The sequence below is a fragment of the Bacillus sp. UNCCL81 genome (genome assembly GCF_900112535.1).
Classification (GTDB): Bacteria; Bacillota; Bacilli; order Bacillales; family Bacillaceae_G; genus Gottfriedia; species Gottfriedia luciferensis_B.
Genome location: NZ_FOMF01000005.1, coordinates 305,300 through 328,876, shown reverse-complemented (window position 1 = coordinate 328,876; position 23,577 = coordinate 305,300). Strand labels below are relative to the sequence as shown.

20 protein-coding genes are annotated in these 23,577 nt (G+C 33.7%); 2 read left to right on the top strand and 18 right to left on the bottom strand.

Features of this window, described 5'->3' with window-relative positions:
* Positions 1-9: 9 nt before the first annotated feature.
* From BM319_RS13400 to BM319_RS13340, 13 genes are all read right to left on the bottom strand, one after another.
* Positions 10-315 carry a PTS sugar transporter subunit IIB gene (locus BM319_RS13400; RefSeq protein ID WP_091023133.1) on the bottom strand — a complete coding sequence of 102 codons (306 nt, stop codon included), beginning with the start codon at positions 313-315 and terminating at the stop codon, positions 10-12.
* 495 nt (positions 316-810) lie between these two features.
* On the bottom strand, positions 811-2,151 hold the full coding sequence (gene ypeB, locus BM319_RS13395) for a germination protein YpeB (protein WP_091023131.1): 1,341 nt from the start codon (positions 2,149-2,151) through the stop codon (positions 811-813).
* Positions 2,152-2,167: 16 nt separating this feature from the next.
* Positions 2,168-2,884 carry a spore cortex-lytic enzyme gene (gene sleB / locus BM319_RS13390; RefSeq protein ID WP_084007028.1) on the bottom strand — a complete coding sequence of 239 codons (717 nt, stop codon included), beginning with the start codon at positions 2,882-2,884 and terminating at the stop codon, positions 2,168-2,170.
* 131 nt (positions 2,885-3,015) lie between these two features.
* The gene (locus BM319_RS13385) at positions 3,016-4,782 is read right to left on the bottom strand and encodes an LTA synthase family protein (protein ID WP_091023126.1); all 1,767 of its coding nucleotides are present in this window, start codon (positions 4,780-4,782) and stop codon (positions 3,016-3,018) included.
* Positions 4,783-4,832: 50 nt separating this feature from the next.
* A complete protein-coding gene (locus tag BM319_RS13380; RefSeq protein WP_091023124.1) occupies positions 4,833-7,085 on the bottom strand; it encodes a glycosyltransferase in 2,253 nt (750 codons plus the stop codon).
* Positions 7,086-7,092: 7 nt separating this feature from the next.
* Positions 7,093-7,431 (bottom strand): hypothetical protein, encoded by a 339-nt coding sequence (locus tag BM319_RS13375; RefSeq protein WP_091023122.1) that lies wholly within the window; start codon positions 7,429-7,431, stop codon positions 7,093-7,095.
* A gap of 156 nt (positions 7,432-7,587) precedes the next feature.
* The gene (locus tag BM319_RS13370) at positions 7,588-8,508 is read right to left on the bottom strand and encodes a DMT family transporter (protein ID WP_091023120.1); all 921 of its coding nucleotides are present in this window, start codon (positions 8,506-8,508) and stop codon (positions 7,588-7,590) included.
* Between the two features lie 361 nt (positions 8,509-8,869).
* Complete coding sequence (locus BM319_RS13365; protein WP_091023118.1) at positions 8,870-10,348, bottom strand: protein adenylyltransferase SelO; 1,479 nt, start codon at positions 10,346-10,348, stop codon at positions 8,870-8,872.
* Between the two features lie 233 nt (positions 10,349-10,581).
* Positions 10,582-11,133 (bottom strand): VanZ family protein, encoded by a 552-nt coding sequence (locus BM319_RS13360; RefSeq protein ID WP_091023115.1) that lies wholly within the window; start codon positions 11,131-11,133, stop codon positions 10,582-10,584.
* Complete coding sequence (gene vanY, locus BM319_RS13355) at positions 11,130-12,044, bottom strand: VanY-A/VanY-F/VanY-M family D-Ala-D-Ala carboxypeptidase (RefSeq protein ID WP_091023113.1); 915 nt, start codon at positions 12,042-12,044, stop codon at positions 11,130-11,132. Before vanY ends, BM319_RS13360 begins: the two co-directional genes overlap by 4 nt.
* A gap of 102 nt (positions 12,045-12,146) precedes the next feature.
* The gene (locus BM319_RS13350; RefSeq protein WP_091023111.1) at positions 12,147-13,259 is read right to left on the bottom strand and encodes a HAMP domain-containing sensor histidine kinase; all 1,113 of its coding nucleotides are present in this window, start codon (positions 13,257-13,259) and stop codon (positions 12,147-12,149) included.
* Positions 13,252-13,950: a vancomycin resistance response regulator transcription factor, VanR-F/VanR-M family gene (gene vanR, locus BM319_RS13345; RefSeq protein WP_091023109.1), complete on the bottom strand. Its 699-nt coding sequence runs from the start codon at positions 13,948-13,950 to the stop codon at positions 13,252-13,254. The genes BM319_RS13350 and vanR overlap by 8 nt, the downstream gene beginning before the upstream one ends.
* A 336-nt stretch (positions 13,951-14,286) precedes the next feature.
* Entirely contained in the window at positions 14,287-14,892 is a 606-nt protein-coding gene (locus BM319_RS13340; RefSeq protein ID WP_069035327.1) for an NAD(P)H-dependent oxidoreductase, read from the bottom strand.
* Between the two features lie 119 nt (positions 14,893-15,011).
* Here BM319_RS13340 and BM319_RS13335 point away from each other — a divergent pair, with 119 nt between their 5' ends.
* Positions 15,012-15,440: a MarR family winged helix-turn-helix transcriptional regulator gene (locus BM319_RS13335; RefSeq protein WP_091023107.1), complete on the top strand. Its 429-nt coding sequence runs from the start codon at positions 15,012-15,014 to the stop codon at positions 15,438-15,440.
* Between the two features lie 253 nt (positions 15,441-15,693).
* On the opposite strand, the gene BM319_RS13330 is transcribed toward BM319_RS13335, so the two are convergent.
* The gene (locus BM319_RS13330; RefSeq protein WP_091023105.1) at positions 15,694-18,225 is read right to left on the bottom strand and encodes a vitamin B12-dependent ribonucleotide reductase; all 2,532 of its coding nucleotides are present in this window, start codon (positions 18,223-18,225) and stop codon (positions 15,694-15,696) included.
* Between the two features lie 365 nt (positions 18,226-18,590).
* Between BM319_RS13330 and BM319_RS13325 the strand changes: the two genes are divergently transcribed.
* Positions 18,591-19,085: an acyl-CoA thioesterase gene (locus tag BM319_RS13325; protein ID WP_069035329.1), complete on the top strand. Its 495-nt coding sequence runs from the start codon at positions 18,591-18,593 to the stop codon at positions 19,083-19,085.
* A 35-nt stretch (positions 19,086-19,120) separates the two neighbouring features.
* Here BM319_RS13325 and BM319_RS13320 read toward each other — a convergent pair whose 3' ends face one another.
* The 4 genes from BM319_RS13320 to BM319_RS13305 form a co-directional block, all read right to left on the bottom strand.
* A complete protein-coding gene (locus BM319_RS13320; RefSeq protein ID WP_069035330.1) occupies positions 19,121-19,828 on the bottom strand; it encodes a M48 family metallopeptidase in 708 nt (235 codons plus the stop codon).
* A 151-nt stretch (positions 19,829-19,979) separates the two neighbouring features.
* Positions 19,980-20,795 (bottom strand): DUF5995 family protein, encoded by an 816-nt coding sequence (locus BM319_RS13315; RefSeq protein WP_091023103.1) that lies wholly within the window; start codon positions 20,793-20,795, stop codon positions 19,980-19,982.
* 285 nt (positions 20,796-21,080) lie between these two features.
* A complete protein-coding gene (locus BM319_RS13310) occupies positions 21,081-22,808 on the bottom strand; it encodes an AAA family ATPase (RefSeq protein WP_091023101.1) in 1,728 nt (575 codons plus the stop codon).
* 211 nt (positions 22,809-23,019) lie between these two features.
* Positions 23,020-23,316, bottom strand: coding sequence for a hypothetical protein (locus BM319_RS13305; protein WP_069035332.1), 297 nt, complete (start codon positions 23,314-23,316; stop codon positions 23,020-23,022).
* Positions 23,317-23,577: the final 261 nt, after the last annotated feature.

The window sequence follows — 23,577 nt, the reverse complement described above, 5'->3', positions numbered from 1 at the left end:
TATATGAAATTATGAACCTATTAAATCGATTGCAAATTTCAGGACCTCTGCTCCTTTACACATCCCGTAATGAACCGGATTGATGGCATCAACTGGTATTCCTTTTTGTAAACCTTCTTTTTTTAATTGTGGGAGTAGGTACCTTACTTGGGGCCCTACAAGTAATACATCTGCTTGATCAAGATGATTTTTAACATCATTAGCACTCACTGCCCAAATCCTTGCATTGATTCCTTCAGATTTTGCAGCAGCTTCCATTTTTGTAACTAATAAACTTGTAGACATACCGGCAGCACAACATAATAATATGTTCATTTAATCCCCCTTTCTCTCTAAAGGAAACGCTTACAATACAATTAAACTTCTACTAACAAGCAGAAATTACCCCTAACCTCTCTCCCTCTAGAATTTTAATCTCAAGAAATATATATTCACCATTTTGGACAATAGGACAAATCTAAAAAATATTTTTTTCTAATTGAACGCTATAAATTACTACTCCTAAAGTCGCTTAAAATAAAGCTTTGTACAAGCCTAAAGTATGATAACTAATCAAACTTAACTGACAGGGTTTTACAATTAAAAGATCTGAAAAAAGTCTCGTATTTGTACTATATAATGCATGTATTTTGAACTGAAATACTAGTTTGGAAAACCGATCGTCTTTAAATCTAGTAACAAGAAAAAGGAAATGGTTCTAACTCAAACCATTTCCTTTTTTTATCTTCATTACTATTAGGAAAATCTTTGAAATTCTATAGAGGACTTAAGTTACATACTTAAGTCCTCATCATTAAAAAAGTATGAGCTTCAGTCGTAGTTTTCGACTAAGACATTCAATTTTTTAATCTGTTCTTCTACACCAGTATCCGCATTCACGAATATTTGATATGTGTCATTACCACGTGTTCCTACAAATTCATAGCAAAGTACTTCTTGATTCAATTTATTTAAAATGATCGCTTGGCGTTCTTCCATTATTTTTAAGTTTGAACTAATACTATTTCTCGCTTCCTCAACCGATATTTTCGGCTTTGGAATCGTTCGTTTTGTATATGCTGCTAAGTAATTTTTTGATGAAAATCCTACAATACTTCCGTCATCAAGTGCAATTTTCATCGTAACAGATTCAGGATAGATTCTTACGCCGTCCTGTTTTGTTACATATGTAAACACACCAATCGTATCATATTGTGAGCTTTCTGTTAGTTCCATATTAGAGAATTTATTACGTTCTAAAAATTTAAGCCCATTAATAGAAGCCTGATTTAAATCGATTTTTTGCGCCTTAATATTTCGACTATCAATCACCCAAACTGGATACCCTCCTTTTTCGGTAATATCCATATAAATTTCACTATTTGTTTTTGGTTCCTTAATTTCTAAGCTATAGTACCGATCTGCTAATTTTTCACCTGTAAGATCAACTTTTATTTGTGCTGTACTATTTAATTCAAGAAACTTTTTCGCAATGTCCTTCGCTTGCTCTGTCGTTATTTTTTCGCCTTTTACATTCGAAAGGTTAGCACGATTTACTTTATAATTTGTCAGTGAAGGATCTGCATTTGCATCGGAATAGGTCATTACATTCCTTTCCACTGTCTTAAATCCGTCAATAATTACGTTATTTTTCGGATTTTGATCTTTTGCATAAGCTAGCTCTACATCCATCCAACGTAATTTATTCTCAAATACCATATGCTGAACTTTTCTAATCTCTCCTTGAATTTCAGCAGAGTTATCATATAACTTTTGCAGTGTTGCGTATTCATTTTGGGTCAATGGTTCTTTATCTAAATCTCTTACGGCAGTTCGATAACTAAAATCACCAATATTTGTTAGAAATTCTTCCGTTTTATTAACTGGTAATAGCCTCAAAGGAAGTTGGCCTACGTTAGATCTAGCTTGAGAAGTTAATCCCCAAACTTCTACAAGTGCTGGAGAGAGGGATGACTTTGATTTCATTGCTAAAGTATCGCCAATTTTATCATGTAATAAATCTAATTCATAAGTTAGTTCATGAAATGCTCGTTGATAGTTGTTTTCTGCTTGGATATTGATTTCGTTTTTAGCCTTATGCTCTGTATAACCCCAATATGATGTTCCGATAAGTCCAATTGCTAACACGCCTATAGCAGCTTCCTTAATCACTTAAAACACTCCTTTCTTATCGGCAAAATATATGTCTACCAATTTGTTTTATTTGTGGTCTGCTCCAAATCCAAGCACTTGTCGCTGTGTCTGGATTAAAATAATAAAGTGCACTTTCACTCGGGTCCCAACCATTTACAGCGTCTAAAACAGCTTTTTTAGCCGTCTCATTTGGTGTTAAATAAATTTGTCCATCAGACACAGCCGTAAATGCACCCGGCTCAAAAATAACTCCTGACACTGTATTTGGAAACGATGGATTGCTAACACGATTCAGAATTACTGCAGCAACTGCTACTTGTCCGATATACGGTTCTCCACGCGATTCACCATAAACTGCATTAGCCATTAGCTGAATATCATTTTGCGAATAACCATTCGGAACATTCGATCCAGCACCTGCATTTTCACCTTTTTCATATTTTGTAGCTTTTACGAGCATCGCTTTTGTCTTAGCTCCAACAACCCCATCGACAGGCATCCCGAAATTATTTTGGAAATTCCGAACCGCCCAATATGTGTTGTAGCCAAACACCCCATCGACCTTGCTAGTGTAATAACCGTTATATTTTAACCGAGACTGTAATTCAATAACATCTTCTCCTGTAGCACCCATTTGCAGGACTTGGCTTGTAAACGCATTTACATTTTTAGGTTGAACATTACAAAAGAAACTAAAAAATACGATTAGTAATATTAAAGGACCTTTTAAGAAAACTAGTTTCCTCATCACAAACCTCCTAAAGTCTAATTATCTCTTTTTGTATTTTTTTCAAGAACGACCAATTTATGTAAATTCTTTTAAAATAGTTAAAAACAAGTCAGTTTTTTACCCAATAAAAAAGGGACCTTTTGGCCCCATTTTTACTTTCTATTAAAGGTAATACCATCACCATATACTCGATCATAGATTACCCAATCCCATATATCATTTGAATGATTTTGAAGTACCCAATCATACCATGAATGTTCAATCTGACCGTTTGTTAGAACTTTCATTAGAAGAGGTGCAATTTCGTATGATTCTAATTTAAGATTTCCTTTTTCTAAAAATGGCTTTGAATAGTTTCTAATCTTGTCCATTGTATTTTTGTCATTACTCCAAATCCACATCGGTGTTTCATTATACCAATCTTCTCCTTCACTCTTCTCCACTGGTGCTCCCCAATGCTCGTATGTTGCCTTTTTATCACCAAATGTTGGACGATGATCACCATAAAAAAGGACGATTGTAGGACTTTTACGTTTTTTTATTTCCTGCCATACTGAAACAAGAGAATTGCCGCTTTTATAAATACCACTTGCATAACTTTCCACTTTTCCTTTTAAATCCTCATCCATCGGTACTCCACTAACTCTCATGTTTTCTTCAGGAAAACGGCCTTTATGCCAATCAAAATGATTTTGCATTGTCACAAAAAATACAAATTGACTCCCTTTTTTATTAATTACTGACAATGCTTTTTTCGAGCTACAATCGTCTGATAGATAGGAACCGAATTTTTCACAAGAAGTTAAATCTGTTTCTGACAAGAACTGATTAAATCCTATGTTAGGATATACTTCTTTTCGTTTGAAAAATGACGTTTTAAATGGATGAAGGGCTATCGTATCCATACCAAAGTGTCTAACATCTTGAATGAAACTAGGTGAAAGTCTATTCCCCATTTTTCCTTCTTGGTATGGTGTCCGATCTTCGAATTTACGTTTTAATTTTAGACTAGTTAATACTTCAAACTCCTCGTTAGCCGTCCGTCCTCCAAATGTATTACTAATTAACGTTCCATGAATCCCTTCATTTATAGAGCGAAGAGGTGCATTTGGATCAGTCTCCCATTTTAATTTCATGTCATCTAGAATACTGTATGCCTCACTTTGAATCACTAAAATATCTGGTAATTGTTTAGGTTTAGAAAGTGGTTTGAAAGATTTGATTTCTTTAATAACCTCATTCTTTACTTTATTAGATACTTTAGGTTCTTCACGTTTGCTATTTACATAAGTTACTAAAAATGCTGGATACATACCATATCTTTCGACACTAGTCTCGTAATTCCAAGGTATATATTTTACATTTGAGTTTTTTACAAAATAAGCATAGCCTTCTTTTGAACTAAATGTAAAAAAGACCCCAAGTAATACGATTAGTAAAAACCGTAGACTATTTTTCCTTGCAGAAGCATTTCTCCATTTTTTATAGGCAAAGAAAGTCCCTAAAAAAAGAAATGTTATAATTCCAATTAAACCTCCCCATTTAAGAAGAAATGGCAGCTTTGAAAATTGTAAAAAAACGATTGGGTCACGCAGGAAAAATAAGTCGCTTGGATGAAAAGGCTCACCAGTATATTTTATTTTTTCTGATAGCGCATATGAGAAAATTCCAATTGAACCTACAATCGTAATTAAAATCCACCACACATTAAAACCTAGAACAGAAAGTCCAATTACTAGTATGGAAACAACAACTGCCACAATCATAAAATTCCACTTAAAGAAATCCGTAATGATCCAATTCTGATAAAGATTTACATTGTTCTTCCACAAATAATTATGAGACCAAATAACCAGTAAATAGCTACAGACCAATCCGATTAGAATTGGTCCTAGCAAATTAAAACTCTTTTTCATCATGAAGAATCTACCCTTTACAAAATTATTAACACTAACTTTGTTTATTTTTTTTACATTAATTTCTCATTCGGTAATGCTTCATCAAGCTGGTTGAATTTTTGAATTAATTTCTCCGTAACTAATGATTCAAACACTTTAGTAGCACCTTCAATATCGCCAATCTCTGATTTGTATTTTGTTTCAAATTTACTAAGAATACTACCTTCTTCAAAAATTCCCCATATATTATTCCCACTACCTTTGTAATCGCTCAACTTAGAAGGTAAGTATGGATTAATATTTTTATAATCCTTCGTAAACGCATCATTCACAATAAGACAATCGAATTTTGTTGTAAAATTTAAAAACTCTAAAAAGTTAACATATGGGTTTACTTTTACATGTTTTTCAATTACTTCTCCCGAAAGTTCATTTGCAAGTGATTTGGGATCTGAAGTGAAAACATGAAGTTTAATTTTATCCCTTAATTCTGGTTTCGTTAATTTAAGCCCTTCAATTATTTCATTTAATTTCCTCGTTTGATAAAACGTTCCAAAGTAGCCTAGGTTTACTTTGTTCTCATCAATTCGATATTTACTTGCTTTAACGTGATAATATTGTTTCGGTAATGTCGGTTGATTACAAATTCTAGCTTTCTTTAAAATGACTTCTTTCAATTCTTTTATCGGGAACATCTCTGACATGTATTTCAACTGATTTTCATTTGTAAAAACAATTTCATCTGCAAATGCATAAGCAATGTATTCACACCAAAAAAACATATTGTTATTTAATGCTAGTGGCAAGTTTTTTTTCTTTAAAAGTGCATTTACTTTTTTATAAAACCCTAAATCAATAATTGCGGACTTCCGTTCATTTCCATGAATGTCTAATAGGATCGGATCTGAGAATTCTGCAACCCATTTTGCCTTTGGATTTTTCATTTTATATTCAAATGCTAAAAAGTGTGAAGCTGGCCATAGTGCTCGGCTATAAATTTTATGGTATGTACCATTTTTTCTTTCTTTCAATTTAATTTCCTTAAGAGATTTTTTAATAAAGTCTTTCATTGATTTCCATTGTTTAAAACTACTGGCAGATGATATTTCCATTCGATTATTAATAAAACCATCAACCATTGCATTTTGTCGATAATCTGTTTCTCTTACCTTCGACATGTTATTATAAATTACGTCCACCACTTCATTATTCTCAATAATACGCTTAGCCATTACAGTTCCGCTTGTATCAACATATGGTGGGAAACAATAAGAAATAATTAAAGAACGCGTCTCACCATTGTATAGCTTAAAATAAGGAAAATAGACGAAACTGTGTTTATTTACTTCTTCAATTACTTTTTCTCTCAATTCATTGCTATTGTTAATATACCTGTCTATAAATCCATATTGAGCGTGTATTTTTCCTTTAATGAATTGTTGAATTGTAGGACTATTCGTTTCCCCTAGTAAAACATCAAGATGTTTCATGACTTCCAAGCGTTCTTTTACATTAAACTCAAATGAATTTTTACGTCTAGAAACTGAATTATCTCTTAAAACTCGATAATAAATTGCCTGCTCTTCTAATGGAACAATCTTTAAGTGAAAATGATGCAAAGCAAATAATTTAGTAAAAAACACTACATCTTCTCCACTTTTTAAACCAAGTTCGTATCGTTGGGTTTTTACTTTCTTTGTTGGTATTAATTTACATGCATTCATTGTTAAAACACTATTTAAATCAGTATAAGTGTAAATTTTAGTATCTAATGCTTTTTTAATTTGGGAGTTAACAGGATTGTTAGAATTACTATTACCTTCTAGATCTACGTCCACAACTTGTGAAATGACAACAGATTCTTCATCAGCATGATCAAATAGTTTTTCAAGAAAGTTAGGTGAAAGATAATCATCGTCATCCAAGAATGTAATGTATTTTTTTGATGCTTGTTGAATTCCCATATTTCTTGCAGCAGAAACACTAGCTTCTTCTGAATGAAGAATATTGAAATGATTAATATTATGTTCCTTAATGAAATTCATCAATATCTCTTCAGTTAGATCTTTTTCTCCATTGATAATAAAGAACACTTCAAAATATTTTGGTGATAAAGTTTGATTTTTTAGTGATTCAATACATTTTTTTATTACTTTTTCACCCTTGTATGTCGGGATGATTACGCTAATACCGTTTATTAATTTTTTAAAATGATATTTAGAAAATATTAGGTCTTCCGGGATTTCCTTATTCATTCGTTGGTAAATTTCGATCTTAATTTTTTCAATTTCTTCTAATCTTTGCTGAATTTCAAATTTGTTCAAAACTGACTCACCAACCTCTTAACTTTCTAAAAAGCCATCTTTTAGCTTTCCAATAAAACTGAATTAATCTGCCTAGCTTTGAGTGCATTACTTTTCGATAACGTTCTTCCATTATTTGAATTTCATTCTCTAGCTTTTCAATATACTTTATATTTTTATAATGCAGCTCTAACGCTGTTTCTTCATTAATTAATAAGGTTAAAAATTGTTCATAAAACTGAGACTCTATGTCCAAATTATTTAAATTAGATTTAAACTTGTTTAATTTTATAAACCAACTTGGTATTTCTAATTCATTCTCCATTGTTTCTGCATTTAATGAATGAGTTCTTGGGTCGATTGTCATCTTGATGAGTCCTTCCTAATAGCTTGAATACTTTATAATATGCCCTAAATAGGCAGTTTTTTTTCATAAAATGATGAATTAGAATCATTTCTTAAAATAAAAAAAGACAATCACCTTATCGGTAAATTGTCTTATGATCCGTATACTATTTTGTAATTAGATTTGGATTTGATTATCCCTTTTAAATTTGCGAGATACATCTTCATATACTCCTGAACCAAATAATACACCTATTAAAATTAAAATAAATCCGACTACTTGAGTTAAAACAATTTTTTCACCTAAAAATAATACCGCACCAATAAGTGAAAAGAATGGATTTAAATTTAAAAAGATTGCCGCCTCTGTTGTGCCAACCTTTCCAAGAGCAAAATTATATAGCATATGCCCCATAGCTGTTGCAACAACTGCTGATGCAAAAAATACTGCCCAAATTCCTACTGAATGATGCACCATACTAGCCATACCACCTGGCTCAAGTATTTGACTAATTCCAAATAAAATAATCGAACCCATAACTAGCATATATCCAGTCATTAATCTTGGGTCTAATGTTTTCGAAACTTTTTTAATTAAAACAAAGCTAGATGCCTGAGCTAAGATTGCTAAAAACACATAAAAATCTCCATGCGAAACGCCATGAAAACCTCCACCGCTCTGGAAAACAATAAAAGCAACACCTGCAAAACCAAATAAAACGCCTAAAATTCTAACAAAATTCAATACACTTCCTAAAAAGAAAACCGACAATAAAGCTGTTAAAAGCGGCCCCATACCGAGAATTAGGCCCCCGTTTGATGCTGAAGTTTGGGAAAGACCGATTGATAAAAAATAATGATGTGCAACTACATTCAATAGCATCGCAAAAAATACATACCCAAACTCTCTCCTAGTAAGCAAACGAACTTTTTTTATTAAAAATAAAATAATAAAAACACTTACTCCAGCAGTGAAAACACGGATAGCTGTCATCGTAACTGGCATAAAGTTCTCTACTAGAACTTTTGTCGCAATTACATTAAATCCCCATACCACCATAATACAAAATAAAATGATATAAATTTGTTGCTTCTTCAACTTCCCCACTTCTTTCTACTGGCCTAAATATAAAAAGAGGGAAATTTCCCCTCTTCAGACTGCCCGCCAAACGCTCACTTTCTTCGTTACTTCGCCTGTTGAGCGGTGCTCATTACCGTATAGGGTAACTTCGCGCCTCGAAAGACAAGCTCTTGCAATCCGTCTGAAAATAGTTTTTAGTTCCCCTCTTTATTTTAATTCAGAAAACGTTTAATTTACTTTTTCTAATATAGTAAATTTTTGAGATTTATTCAAAGTGTATGCTCGGATTCACTAAAAATATGTTCCTCGTTTTACTTAAAAATAAAATACTACCCTTGAAAAAGGTAGTATCCGTACTATAAAAAATATAAAAATATAATCATGTGCCACAGAAAGTCTGATATGGACGATCGGGATCAGGAGGTAGTGTACAATAATTTATCTGTTCATTCGTTTCAATAAAAGGATTAGAAAGTGCTTTAAGCAATTTCTCCATCACGCTATAATCTCCGTTTTCTACCGCTGCTTCTAAAGCTTCTTCTACGCGATGATTTCTTGGGATTACAATCGGATTGTTGTCTCGCATTAATTGAAGTGATGCTTCTTTTGATTCTGGTTGTCTACTTAATCTCTCCTGCCACTGCTTCTCCCACTGTTTAAATTCAGTTGATGTAAACAAAGGCAGTTCATCTTGATTGCCATATGATAATGCTCTAAACGTATTCGTATAGTCTGCTTTATACTTTTCCATTATTTCAAGTAACTCATCAATTAATGACTTATCCTGTTCTTCTTCATTAAATATTCCTAATTTTCTCCTCATGCCTGCGATCCAATTATCTACATAAATTATAGGGTACTCAGATATTGCATCTTGTGCTATTTCTAAGGCTTTTTCCTGATCATCATGCAATAAAGGTAATAAGGTTTCGGCAAATCGAGCAAGATTCCAGCCAGCCATTTTGGGTTGATTTCCATATGCATAACGACCTCGGAGATCAATAGAGCTAAATACAGTTGCTGGATCGTACGCATCCATGAATGCACATGGACCATAGTCAATTGTTTCACCGCTAATAGTCATATTGTCAGTGTTCATTACACCATGTATAAAACCAACTAATTGCCATTTGATAATTAAGGAAGCTTGGCGCTTAATGACCCCTTGAAGTAATGAAAGATATCGATTTGGATCATTTAGTTCAATTTCCGGATAATGCCTTTGGATTGTATAATCAGCTAGTTCTTGAAGTTCATTCACGCTACCCCATCTTGAAACATACTGAAACGTACCAACACGTATATGACTAGCAGCAATTCGAGTCATAACTGCCCCAGGTAATCGAGTTTCACGCTGGATTTGTTCACCTGTCGTTACAACAGCAAGACTTCGTGTAGTTGGTATCTTTAGTGCATGCATCGCCTCACTAATAATGTATTCGCGAAGCATCGGGCCAAGTGCTGCACGACCATCACCACCCCTTGAATAAGGTGTTCTACCTGAACCTTTCAGTTGTACATCAAATCGCTCGTTTTTTGGAGTGATTTGTTCACCGAGTAATAATGCTCTTCCATCCCCTAGCATATTAAAGTGTGCAAACTGATGTCCTGCATATGCTTGGGCAAGTGGCAATCCACCTTCTGGCACTTGATTCCCGGCAAAAACATTTACACTTTCTTCGCTTTGAAGAGATTGAACATCTAGACCAAGTGATAATGCCACTGGTTTATTTAAAACAACTAATTTCGGTGAACTTACTGGATTTAAGTCTTGAGTAGCAAAGAAGAATTCCGGTAATTTTGAATAACTATTATCAAAATTCCATCCTGCATCACTTTTTACTTTTCCCTGTGTCATCTTATCCCCCTTTTCCACTTTTTTCTTTTTTATTATTTACTCTCTACATATAACAAAAAAGAAATCGTTTTTCTATGATTTTGATTTCTCCATCCATTTCCCAGGTTAGTGTCTACTCCTCAACTTCAATATATTCTAACATTGAAGGAAAAAAGCAATTAGTTCTTATAACAAAAAAACGGCTACTATACAGCTGCAGTTTCTAGTATCGTTTTCTGTTTAAATCGAGGATTTTAAAATTCCTGTTTATCAACAATTTCTCTATCTTGGACACTGCTTGAAGTATTTACGATAAGTTTATTATAAACCTTATCACAAAGCTTGATCGCACAATAGCCAAGCAATCCTCCAGAGGTATTTAGTATTAAATCATCTACATCAAATATCCCTATCGAAAAAATAACCTGAAAGCTTTCTATGCATAAACTAAAACTCAAAGAACTAATGAATACTCCTATGAATGATATCCTTCTATTTTTTGATAAAAATACAAGAAACATTCCAAATGGGATGAATGCTACGATATTCCCAACCAAATTACTAAAATCAGGCCATGATGATAGACTCTGAATATTAATGGATATTGTTTTAAATGGAATAAGATTTCCCATTTTCAATTCGTTTATAAGATTAACAGGATTCCTGAGATTAGTCTGAAGTTGATACCATAAAAAGGATAGATCTCTCCAGCGGAATTTAAATAGAATGACTCTAATTAATGCATACATATAAAAGACGAATAGTGCTGAAACAAAAATTTTGTTCATTAATTTTATTATTTTCATTCTACTAATCGATCCTCCTTAGTATGTGTTGAGCTATTAAATACCGTCACAATCACACCATCCATATTGTTGCCTGATATTTCATAACGAAGATTGGTAGGCACATGAATGGTCGTATTTTTTGTAACAGGGTAATAGGATATTTCGTATTTTTGGCTATTTATAGTAGTAGAAATAGCCTTTTGTTTTTTTAAGAAATCCAAATACTCTTCTAAAGAAAAATTCTTTTTCTCCATAATCACACTGTGTGGCAATCCAACATAGCGAATATGCCAAGGTTCATACTGAATCCCTGTAATTGCCGTTTTATCCTTTGGATAGCGTATGATAAAGCCATATTTCCAAGCATTTTTTTCTAGCCACTTACCTTCAGGTGCCTCATTCATTTTCATTTCGGTAGATCCTACATCAAGTGATAAACCCAAATTATGTTCACTACGGCCTGCAGGCAAGGCATAATCTGATCCCATTTCATGATAAAGTGCATTTTGCTCATCAAAATCTCGAAAACCACTATTAATTGTAAAATGGCGAACCCCTTCTTTTTGAGCAGCAGTTATCATCTTCGAAAATTTACGGGCAACATCCTCTGACAATTCAATTTTCGTATCTAGTAATTCGTATCCATTTTTCAATTCTTTGTGAGTAAATAAGTTTACAACATCTGATTTTATACTTTCCTGGTGTACAGGATATTTTTTGTTTATTAAGAGTAAATTCCCTTTATAGACCGATTCTTTAGTAATGCTCTTCTTTTGAAAACTTTCAGAAGTCTCTCCATTAACTAATTGGTCATTGTTAATTTTTTTATATGTTTGAATCTCTACTTTATCTTGAAGCGACGTTTCTTTATTAACGAATGTAAAAATCAGGCAAATTATTAAAGCAACTAAAAATCCCCACTTCTTCATTTTCACGTTCCTCCTAATTCTGATTGATTCTAGAATAGGAAAAACTTTTTAAATAAAAAGTAGGGTAAACTTTAAATTTTTCTTAAATTCTTTATGAAACGTTTAAACTTTGTCAATTGGGATACGTTCCTGCGGTAATCGAACTTCAAATACAGTTCGGATTATACTACTTTCGGCTGTAATTGTTCCATTATGTTGCTCCACGATATTCTTTGCAATAAATAAACCAAGACCTGTGCTATCTTCTTGATGAGTTCGTGCTTTGTCACCTGTATAAAACATATCAAAGAGGTATGGAAGTTCCTCCGGTGGAATACAATCTCCAAAATTAACAACCTGAACAATCACTTCTTGCCCATCAACAAACCCGTTAATATCTACGAACTGACCATCATATCCATATCGATTTGCATTGGTTAATAGATTTTCAAACACACGAGCTAACATCTCACCATCACCCAAAATAGGTAAATTAGGCAGAAGATTCATTCGAGCGATCAAATTATTTTTCTCAAAAACAGGGTACAATTCTTCTTTTAGTTGAAAAAGTAGATCACTTAAATTAATTTGCCTTTTTTCAAGAGGTAACATGCCATAGTTCATTCTAGTTATTTCGAATAATTCATCAATCAGTTTTTCTAAACGCTGAGATTTAGTAAAGGCAATCGTTAAAAAATGTTTGACTTGTTCCTTGGTTAACTTCTCATCCTTAAGGATTAAATCTAAATAACCTAACACAGAAGTTAGCGGAGTACGCAAATCATGTGCCAAATTTACAACTAATTGTTCTTTACTGTTTTCTGAAAAATCGCCTCTTTGTACGGCTTCTTCTAATTTTTCACTTGCTAGATTAATTGCTTGAGCAATATCTTCGAACTCATCATTTGACTGGATCGAAACCCGATGTTTAAAGTTGCCACTAGCAAGATAATGAATCCCGTTTGATATTTCATTAAAATAAGTAGAATAGGGTTTAGTTAGTAAATAGAAAAACAATATCGAAAGTAGGATAAATAGAAATAAAAAGAAGTTAACGTCTCCAATACTCTGAATGAATCGACGAAGCTGGGCTAAGGGATCACCATAACGAACCATCGTGTGATAATAAAGCTGTAATCCTTTAAAAATTATGTAAGTTATCATACCAGCCAGCGTCATACTTAAAGCAAATAATACGATGATTTTGGAGCGAAAACTGCGTATAATTTTATCCATTAAATGAATACCCCACTCCCCAAACCGTTTTGATTAACTTATTTTTTCGCTTATCTTCTCCGAGTTTTTTCCGCAAGGTGCGAATATGTACCATTACTGTATTACCACCTTCAAAGTATGCATCACCCCAAACCTGCTGAAAAATATTTTCTACACTAAAAACTTTCTTTGGATGACTCGCTAGTAAATACAAAATATCAAATTCTTTCGGCGTTAGCTCGATGTTTTCACCATAATGCAAAACTGTCCGTTGATCAGGGGAAATCATTATTTCACCAAACTCCAAAAGAACTTTATGATCATCTACTTTCGGTTGGTTCAACTTCATAAAGCGTCGCAATTGAGCATTCACACGTGCAACCAATTCAATGGGGGTAAATGGTTTTGTAATATAATCATCTGCTCCAATAACTAATCCTTGTACTTTATCAAAATCAGATGTTTTAGCACTCAAAAATATTATTGGCATATTATGCCGCTCGCGAATGAGCCGAGTTACTTCATATCCATCCATTTTTGGCATCATTATATCCAATATCAACAAATCAATTGACCCGGTCTCGACTACACGGACAGCCTCCTGTCCATCCGAAACTTTAATAACATGATACCCTTCTTTTTCTAGATGTAAGGCTATGAGATCAGCAATCTCCTGTTCATCATCCGCTATTAAAATAGATATAGGTTTCAACAATTTTTCCTCCTATTAATCGTTACATTCAGTGGATGATTATCCAATTAAATATCCTAACGATGATTTCTCCCAAAGACTTAAATTAGCAATTGCTGAGTTGTCCAATAAATTGGGACTCTGTTTTATTTTCTATTATTTCCTCTTATTCTTCAAGAATATGGAGCATTTTGAGAATAAAGCTGAACTTTTAAAAATTTCTTCTAACTAATGTCCTTGTTCTTATACACATAAAAAACACCTCTTTAGATTATTACTTCTAAAGAGGTATTTCTTCACGATTGTAGATTTAAAATAAAGTTTGATCATAAATATCTCACAAACCCACATCTTACGTTAACTTAAAAGAACTTGTTTTGACTCTATTTTTTTAAAATACTGGTAAACCTTTTCTAGTTTTTTCTTCTGTTTTCCATTAGGGCTCTCCATTTTACCGAATTCAAAAAACTTCACTTTGTTAATCCCTACAAATTGAAATAAGGCTCTTTTCATTAATATTTTATGAGCATTATTTAACCAAAGAAGAGGATATTTCGCAGGCCCCTTCATGGTAGAGATACATACTACTGACTTTCCTTTTAACAGCCCCATGGGCAAAAGTCCCTTCTTATCTTTATAAGCAAAGTTTGATGCAAACATCTGATCAATGTAACCCAGCAGCATTGCTGGGGGTCGCCCCCACCAAATTGGATAGACAAGGACTAGTTGATCAGCCCATAATATTTGTTTCCTGTACTTTTCTAGGTCAGGATCACGATGCATATCACGTCTTCTTTTATTCTCATTAAATACCAGGAGAGGATTAAAGCCCTCTTCATATAAATCCAGCACCTGCAACTCCTTTATGTTTGTGTTTTCATTACATCCTTTGATGACGTTTTGTAAAAAAGAATAACATAAACTTTGGTGATTAGGGTGCGTGTAAATTATTAGGGTCTTCATAGGCCACCTCTTTTAGTTATCAATTGATAACTAAATCATAACACTTGCTCTTTTTACTTGTCAATTGATAATTGTATTTTGACAACTTTTTTGATATCTTATCAAAAGAGGTGAATTTTATGGACAATTCAGTACTTTTTTCTAAATGTGTATCATTCATAACTTCGGTGCATAGAGTAACGCATGAATTAACAAAAAACTCAAAATCCGGTTCAATCACACCAATTCAATATAAAATTCTTGAATATATAACGGTTAGTCAGCCCGTAACTCCAAGTGAAATTAGTGATTGTCAGAATATATCGATGCCAAATACCAGTCGTGAATTGAAAAAGTTAAGTGAAAAAAATTTAATTGAAAAGATGAGTGATCCTGCCGACCGACGAAAACAATTCATTCGTCTTACAGTGGAAGGAGAAGCCATGATGAGTGAATCCTTTAAGAGCTTAGAATCTCTTTTACTCTCTCGTATACAAAATGCTTCGAAGGAAGATTTACAAGATATTGAGCATGCAATGGAAATCCTGCAAACAAAAGTGTTTTATTAATAATAAAGAATCATGGAACAATAGCACTCAATTGAGTGCTATTCTATGTTTCTTTGAGGTAAACAAAAAAAGACTTCAAACTGCTACCTAATGGAGGGTCTACCTCTTTATCAAAAATAGATGTAACTCTACCCAGAACCACGCCCTTCTTTAATCCATTTGTCGATTTTAATTGTACTTTTAGACATAAAAAAACCCCTTTAGATCATCACATCTAAAGAGGTCTTTCATCAAAGCTATTTAAAATTTACTTTTATATTCCACACTTCAACTGAACTTGACAATTATCGCATGTATTACAACCACCATGTTCAACTACAGTACCTACTAGGCAGATTGGACAAGTGTCTCCGTTTTCTACACCAACGTTACCTGTTTTAACTTGTGAAGTTTCATCAGGATCGTTATTCGTTTCATCTTTTATCGTTTCAACTGTTTCTAATTCTACATTTGTAAAATCATTTTCTTCATTAGTTAGCGATAGTACTTGGGCATCACGTGAACCGTCTACATATACAGTCCCGCCTTTTGCTCCACCTTTGTGTAATCTTTCATACACTTTTGCTACTTGTTCAACAGAATAACCTTTAGGAGCATTAACTGTTTTACTAATTGAAGAATCAATCCATCTTTGGATAATACATTGAACATCAGCATGCGCCTCTGGAGAAAGGTCCATTGTTCCAACAAATTGTTCAGGAAGATGTTCAATCATCTCATAAACATTTTCTTCATTTACTTCATATCCATTTGCTTCTAACCATTCTAGTGCGATATCAGCTACAACTGGAATGAATTTACCTAATCGTCCTGAACGGAAGTATACGAAGTTAAAATAAGGCTCAAGTCCAGTGCTGACATTCATCATCGTACCAGTACTTCCTGTAGGAGCAATTGTTAATAAGTGCGAATTACGAATGCCGCTTTCTAAAACAGCTTCACGAATTTCTTCAGGCATTTTCTTCATATATCCCGAGTTAATAAAACGTTCGCGTCCATCTTCAAAAGTCGATAAGAATGGGAATTCTCCCTTTTCTTCCGCTAATTCAATTGAAGTTTTATAAGCAGTAGTTGCAATCACTTCAAAAATTTGATCAACTAGTTTGTTGCCAGCTTCCGATCCATATACTAGGCCACAACGGATTAGTAAATCATGTAACCCCATTACACCTAATCCGATACGACGTTCACCTTTTGCTTGCTTTGTATTCTCTTCTAGGAAATACGGCGTTGCATCGATTACGTTATCTTGCATTCTCGTTCCAATTTGAACAGTTCGTTTTAACTTTTCCCAGTTAACTTTACCATTTTCCGTCATTTCAGCTAAGTTAACAGCTGCTAAGTTACAAACAGAGAATGGAGCAAGTGGCTGCTCTCCACAAGGGTTTGTTGCAACTACTTTTTGACCATAAGAAACAGCGTTTGTCATTTTGTTTGCATTATCTAAGAAGAAGATTCCTGGCTCAGCAGAATAAGTTGCACAAACATTGATTAAATCCCAAAGTTCTTTTGCTTTTATTGTGTGGTACGTTCGTACACCATATCTACGTGCAGCCCATTCACGTACATCTCCACATTCCTGCCATTCTTGATCATAAATTAAACGCATTTCATCGTCATAGTTTTCTAAATCAGGGAATTGAAGCTTGTACTCTCCATCATTTTCAACTGCCTCCATAAAATCATCAGTTAAACAAACAGATATATTTGCACCTGTTAAAAACTCAGGGTTATGAACTGAATACTTACCACCGTCATTAAGCAGTTCTTTTGCCTGTTCGATTTCAGGTGTATTTAATTTCCCTTCAATTGTTGCAATATGAATTAAAGCTTCATAAGCTGCTTTTTCAGTTGCATTAATTGGCTCGAACTTTAATTTACGCTCTACTTCTTCACGAATTAATTTCGATTTTGTAGTTTGCGCAATATAGCGTAAAACCTTTGGATTTTGGTTCTTTGATACGATGAACTCTACAATATCAGGATGATTGACGTTCATCATAATCATTTGCGCACCACGTCTTGAACCACCTTGAATAACTAAATTGGTTAATTCAGATAAATCATGTAACCAAGAAACTGATCCACTTGAACGTCCATTCACACTATAAACAATCGCATCGCGAGGACGTAAAGTTGAACCGTTTGTTCCAACGCCACCACCACGTGACATAATTTCCATTACCTTCTTACGGTGTTCACCAATCCCATCACGAGAATCGTGAATATGAGGCATTACATAACAGTTAAAGAATGTTGTTGAAGCTCCTGTACCGGCACCAGCCAAAACACGTCCCGCTGGTACAAAAGTTTTGTTAGCTAAAATTTCATAAAACATCTCTTTTACTTCGGAGAATTTTTCTGGAGTTTCTGCAGATGCAAGCCCACGTGCAACACGGTCTGCAATTTGTTCGTAGAAGATTTCAAGTGGTTTGTCTACTTTATTAAATGCAACTGTAATGATTGCTCCGTCTTCAAACTGAGAATCTAATTGAACAGTTACTTCTTCCTGACTATTGTCAATAGCAATTACTTCACCATAACCACGACGAGGAAACTTTGGATCATCCTTATATGTTAGTACAACTAGGTCACCTACACCTAATGTAACAAGTTTAATATCTTTAAATGCGTATCGATCTAACATAACCGTTCTAGATACACCTTTAAATGTTGTTTTATGCATCTTTGGATTAATAGGTGTAATCATTGGAAAATGCATTATGTCTTGATTTAATTTCTGTATATTCGCAGGTAATTCAGCATCAATTATTGTATTTATCATCACCTGTTCCTCCTCGCAAAAGATTATATCGATTTTACCATATATCGATATATAGGTGTTCTCTTTCTTTTTAACACCCATATGTAGTATTCATCCCGTCTCAACAAGATATAAATATACCGACTTAAGAAGTAAAAGTCAATGTAAACGACTGAAATAAACTTATTTAAATTTGCACTATTTCCTACAAATTTCATTGACAAATATAAATTTTACTACGTGATGTTAAAAAACAACTACAAGAATTCCTAATTCATAAATATACTTCAATGGAAAGTTTGTTCATATAATTTTTTTTATTAAGTATGCTAATTTCTCTTTTAAATAGTGTACAATTTATAGATATTAAAGAATGGAGAAATCACATGGTAACTTGTAGTGAAACAAGAGTCATTAGAACAAATTTAGTTCTTCCCAATGATGTAAATAGTCATAACACTTTGTTTGGTGGAAAATTAATGAATGACTTAGATATTATCGGAAGTATATCAGCAATGAAATTCTGCCGATCTTCAATCGTAACTGCTTCAACTGATTCAGTTGACTTTCTTCACCCAATTACAATGAAAGATTCGGTGGCATTCGAAAGTTATGTAACTTGGACTGGTACCTCATCATTTGAAGTTTTCGTGAAAGTAACTGCAGAAAACTTAAGAACTGGAGAAGAGAAAATCGCTGCTACTGCTTTTTTAACTTTTGTTGCACTGGACGAGGAAGGTAAATTAATTAAAGTTCCACAAATTGTTCCCGAAACTGAGGAAGAAAAATTCTTATATCAAGGCGGAGAAGAACGAGCTAAAATCCGTAAAAATAGAAGACTTAAAAGTAAGGAATTAGCAGACTTTTTTTACAAAAAATAAAAAATGGGCCGACTATTGTCGTTCCCATTTTTTATTTATACGGTCATTTTCCAACTAGATAACGCTAACCAATTTTCTCTTTCCTTATATTCTGGAATAATTTTACCGACAAGTCGCCAAAAAGACCTGTCGTGATTCATATGAACCATATGGCACATTTCATGGACAACAACATAGTCAATCACCTTTTGAGGTGCCATTGCTAGTTTCCAATTAAATGTTAGTTGCCTTTTTGAATCACAAGTCCCCCAGTTTGTTTTACTATCAGTAATACGAATTGAAGATGGCTTTACTTTAAAATTACTTTGATACTTCTGAATACTCTTTTCAACTATTGCTTTAATTTGTTGGTAATAAAACCTTTTAAGCGCCTGTTTTATTCGTTCATCCTCTAGTTGTTTTACAATAATATTTAGCCTATTCCCTTCAAAAACTACTTGATCTTGCTGAATACTTTCATCGTGTGAAATTTGTATAGGATATGAATTCCCTAAATAAAGAAATGTCTCACCGAATTCATAAGTCCGTTCTTTTGGACCACGAAGTCGCTCCTTCATTTCATTTGATTTTTGAAGAATCAACTCCCAATTAGCCTCTAAAACTTCGATGACACTTTTATCAGGTGTATCTTTAGGAGCCTGAACCTCAACGTTTCCATAAGCATCTATATAAATACCGATCGATTTTTGCTTTTTATATTTTATATTAAAACTGATTGTTTCATTTAAATATGTATGTATCATTTATTTATCACCTATCGTTAACCTTCTAATCCTGAATCTTTACAATTATATAATATACTACAGTAGCAGTTTTAATTTTTAAATAGTAAAAACAACACCCTAATAAACGAGTGTTGCCTTAGATTATCCAATCTGCTTACTCTCTTTGAATTTACAATTGAATACCATCAGTTGAAATTGTTTCAAAGCGAGTATGATTTAAAAGATCTAAGTTTCGTTCAATATTTTTGGATTCACGAAAACGAATTGCCCATAAACCAACCTTCAGCATCCAACTACTTGGACGTGCGACCATATTTCCAATTGATGCAACCTCATTATCATGCACTTTTATCAGCGCTTCCCACTCACTATCATTAGCTGTAGCCAGCTTTTTTGCAAAATCCCATGCATAATTTCGAGACTTCTCTAGACTAAAGTTTATGATTGCCTTTGAAGCTTTTGGGTCAACATGATCTAAAAAACCAATCCAAGGTGAAATTCGATCCATGTCATCCCTCACCTCATCAACTAATGAGGCCAAAATACTATTTATTTTCATAAAGTCATTGTAAAGCGATAAAATATCTGTGCCTTGGCATACCTTCGAAGCAGCTACTCCTAAATCTAAATTAATATGTGCATTAATACCAAGCAACAAATGCTGTAACAATATAGATTGACGGTTTTCTGCGTGTCGAAACGCTAATTGCCAACTGAGACTTACAGGTTCTCCATTTAAATAGTTTTTAAGTGCTTTTAAATAGAAATTTGCAAAATTTACATCCAGCCTTTCCATTCTTGTCCCGTCTTCGAACTGATTATTTAAAATTCCAACTTTCACTTTAATCGTTACCAATCGATATAAAGAAGCAAAATATCCTAGTTTGCTTTTTGTTTTATTGCTCATTGAAATAATCTCATCTAACTGTTCAATTACATCATCAATTGTATTTGCGTTTCCTATATGATTTAATAGACTATTCATTACTCACTCTCCTAACTGTTGTGACAAGTACGTTGTATTAGATTTGTTAATCAATATGCTATTTGTTTTAAAAAGATACTTCTATGGTGGAGATATCTTTTGATATTCAGTGCGTCTATTGAGAATTCCTTCGTATGGCGAACACTTCATAAACTTTCCTTAAATAATAAAAAAGAGCAACTCATCGCGAGTGCTCTTTTTATTTATTTTTGACCAATATTTTAGAATCAATAAAATCCACAAGGAACATCGAATACCTTGTGAATTTCCATTATAGTTCTTTTACTAACTCTGATCGCTTTCAGGTAATTTATCAAAATCCTTAAGCAATCCTTGAATATTTTTCTCATAAACAGTACCAATCTTTACAATAGGTGGTTCAGGACGGGTACGTGCATAAATGCTTTCGTAAATATCTTCTATTTCTTCGCCTGTTAAGTCACCTCTTTTTAGCAGCTCTTGTGCAATTGAGTGTACAAAATCTGCGTGTTCGGTAACAAGTTTTTTTACTTGGCTCATTTGGTCCTTTAGAAGAAGGTTAATTTTTGGTCGTAGCGCTCTAAGTCCTTCTGCTTGTGAGCCTAGTGCATTCCAACTGAATAACTCATCGCCCATTCCAACTAAACCTAAATATGCACCAGCAAGTAGGGTTGCTTGTTGTAGATCAGATGTGACACCGTTTAATTTCTTGTAGAGAAACTCTTCTTCTACTGCTCTAGCCGCCAAACAAACTTGGATTGCTGCAAGTATTTCGCTGTCGCTTCGATTATATCTTTCTGTTGTTGGCTTAGTCGCGGCAAGCCCAAGTGCGTCACCCCTACGAATAATTGTTACCTTCCATACTCGATCGTGTGGCTTTAACAAATATTGAGCTACGGCGTGACCTGCTTCATGGTACGCTACATTTCTCTTCTCATCTTCACTCATAGATCTAAGTGGCTGCTTCAGTCCCCACTCATACGTTTCCATTGCATCTCGGAAATCAGTGTAATTTGCAACCTCAGCACCTCGCTGATGAGCAATTACGACAGACTCATTCACTATATGTTTAATTTGTGCTGGACTATATCCAATCGTATCAAGAGCTGCTCGCTCTGGTGTTAAAGATGAATCGATTTTCACCTTTTTTAGATAATATTGGAAAACATCAATACGTCCATCATAATCAGGAGAATCTACCCAAAGTTTTCGGTCAAAACGACCTGGTCGAAGTAATGCTTGATCAAGTACATCTGGTAAATTGGTAGCTGCAATCGTCAGAACTGCTGGACGCTCAGCTTTCTTTTTACGTAAACCGAGTGATCGAAGAAATTTTGCTATTTTAGAAGTATCAATATTTGGAGGATCCATTTGTAGTAAAAGTTCATTCAATAATCCAGTACCCATTCCCATACCGAACATTCCTCCGCCACCTGCTCCTCCTCCTTGACGAGACATACCAATTGCGTCGACTTCATCGATAAAAATGATACACGCTCCGTAAATATTAGCTAACTTTCTAGCCTTTTTGTAAATTCCCATTACTTTCAAATTCCCTACACCAAAGAACATGTTTTGAAAACTTGGAGCCGAGGCATAAGCAAAAGGTACTTGGGCCTCATTCGCAATAACCTGTGCAAGATAAGATTTCCCTGTACCCGGAGGACCACAAAGCAGCAATCCACGAATAGCCTCTCCACCCATCTCTTTAAACGTTTTAACACCTTTTAGTAATGTTACGATTCGTTTTGCATTTTCAACAATCTCAGGGTTTCCACGATAATCATCCCACGTCGATCCAGTCTCACCAGGTAAAATCCAATAAGTACGACCTCTAGCTAGAAACCAGAAAATTGCTACAAATTGGATGATCGCCATGAAAATCATAACGGCGAACTGAAATAAAAGACTAACAATCGATATTGCTACACTCCAGTATGTTGGCCCCCCTTTAGTAAGCACAACACCAATAAAAATAATAACAGCTAACCAAATTAATACTCTTCGCCATTTAACCCATTGATATTTTGTCATAAACATTACTTCCTTCTAGGGAATTTTTTGAATATTCTATGAAAAAATTAGCCCATTGGTGCCTAGAAATATATGTATGCAAAAACTAAATAAATTTGTGTATTTAAATAAAATAAAAAAACCTCTTTGTCATAGGCATTTAAGTTTGTTTACAAAGTCCAAAAACTTGATTTCAAACTAAAAAGCCCCCATTTAATGAGGGCTTCAATACTTATTGAAATTTACTAAATATGTCTTTCAAATACTTAATAACGATTGCGATTCCAGCAATGAAATAAAATGTTATTAAAATCCATCCTGTAGGATCAAGTCCAAACATTGTTATTAAAAACTTCAGTGGAAAAATGAAGTATAGAATATCCTTTAAATATCCTAGTATAAAAGATGTATCGAATGAACCTTTCCAGAATGAACGGATAAATGCTATTACAAAATCAAGAATCATTAATCCAGTAACTGCCCAAATAGTATATAGCATCCAATCCGCAAGTCCGAAGCCTAAATCCATAGTTATCACCACCTTACATCATACTATTCAAAGAAAATAGGCTGGTGATATTAATTTACTTAATTTTCAGATAATATTTTTTAAACCTTTTAATGAGCATTGTTCTGTTCTTTATCCTCGTGTTTATCATATTAATTTAATAAGAGCTTAATTGCTAAAAATGAGTCTAAGTTCCCACTTCATATTTACTAAAAATACTCTTTTACTAAAATTTATTATATGGAAAAGACAGAACATTCCACACTTCAAATTGCCTAACTA

Bases quoted from the DNA above. Each gene is read 5' to 3' on its own strand.
- BM319_RS13335 (WP_091023107.1), top strand. From the start codon at position 15,012: ATGGACAATTCAGTACTTTTTTCTAAATGTGTATCATTCATAACTTCG.
- BM319_RS13350 (WP_091023111.1), bottom strand. From the start codon at position 13,259: ATGGATAAAATTATACGCAGTTTTCGCTCCAAAATCATCGTATTATTT.
- BM319_RS13315 (WP_091023103.1), bottom strand. From the start codon at position 20,795: ATGAATAGTCTATTAAATCATATAGGAAACGCAAATACAATTGATGAT.
- BM319_RS13330 (WP_091023105.1), bottom strand. From the start codon at position 18,225: ATGATAAATACAATAATTGATGCTGAATTACCTGCGAATATACAGAAA.
- BM319_RS13320 (WP_069035330.1), bottom strand. From the start codon at position 19,828: ATGATACATACATATTTAAATGAAACAATCAGTTTTAATATAAAATAT.
- BM319_RS13310 (WP_091023101.1), bottom strand. From the start codon at position 22,808: ATGACAAAATATCAATGGGTTAAATGGCGAAGAGTATTAATTTGGTTA.
- BM319_RS13385 (WP_091023126.1), bottom strand. From the start codon at position 4,782: ATGATGAAAAAGAGTTTTAATTTGCTAGGACCAATTCTAATCGGATTG.
- BM319_RS13340 (WP_069035327.1), bottom strand. From the start codon at position 14,892: ATGAAGACCCTAATAATTTACACGCACCCTAATCACCAAAGTTTATGT.
- BM319_RS13305 (WP_069035332.1), bottom strand. From the start codon at position 23,316: ATGGATTTAGGCTTCGGACTTGCGGATTGGATGCTATATACTATTTGG.
- BM319_RS13400 (WP_091023133.1), bottom strand. From the start codon at position 315: ATGAACATATTATTATGTTGTGCTGCCGGTATGTCTACAAGTTTATTA.
- vanY (WP_091023113.1), bottom strand. From the start codon at position 12,044: ATGAAGAAGTGGGGATTTTTAGTTGCTTTAATAATTTGCCTGATTTTT.
- BM319_RS13325 (WP_069035329.1), top strand. From the start codon at position 18,591: ATGGTAACTTGTAGTGAAACAAGAGTCATTAGAACAAATTTAGTTCTT.
- BM319_RS13375 (WP_091023122.1), bottom strand. From the start codon at position 7,431: ATGACAATCGACCCAAGAACTCATTCATTAAATGCAGAAACAATGGAG.
- BM319_RS13360 (WP_091023115.1), bottom strand. From the start codon at position 11,133: ATGAAAATAATAAAATTAATGAACAAAATTTTTGTTTCAGCACTATTC.
- BM319_RS13365 (WP_091023118.1), bottom strand. From the start codon at position 10,348: ATGACACAGGGAAAAGTAAAAAGTGATGCAGGATGGAATTTTGATAAT.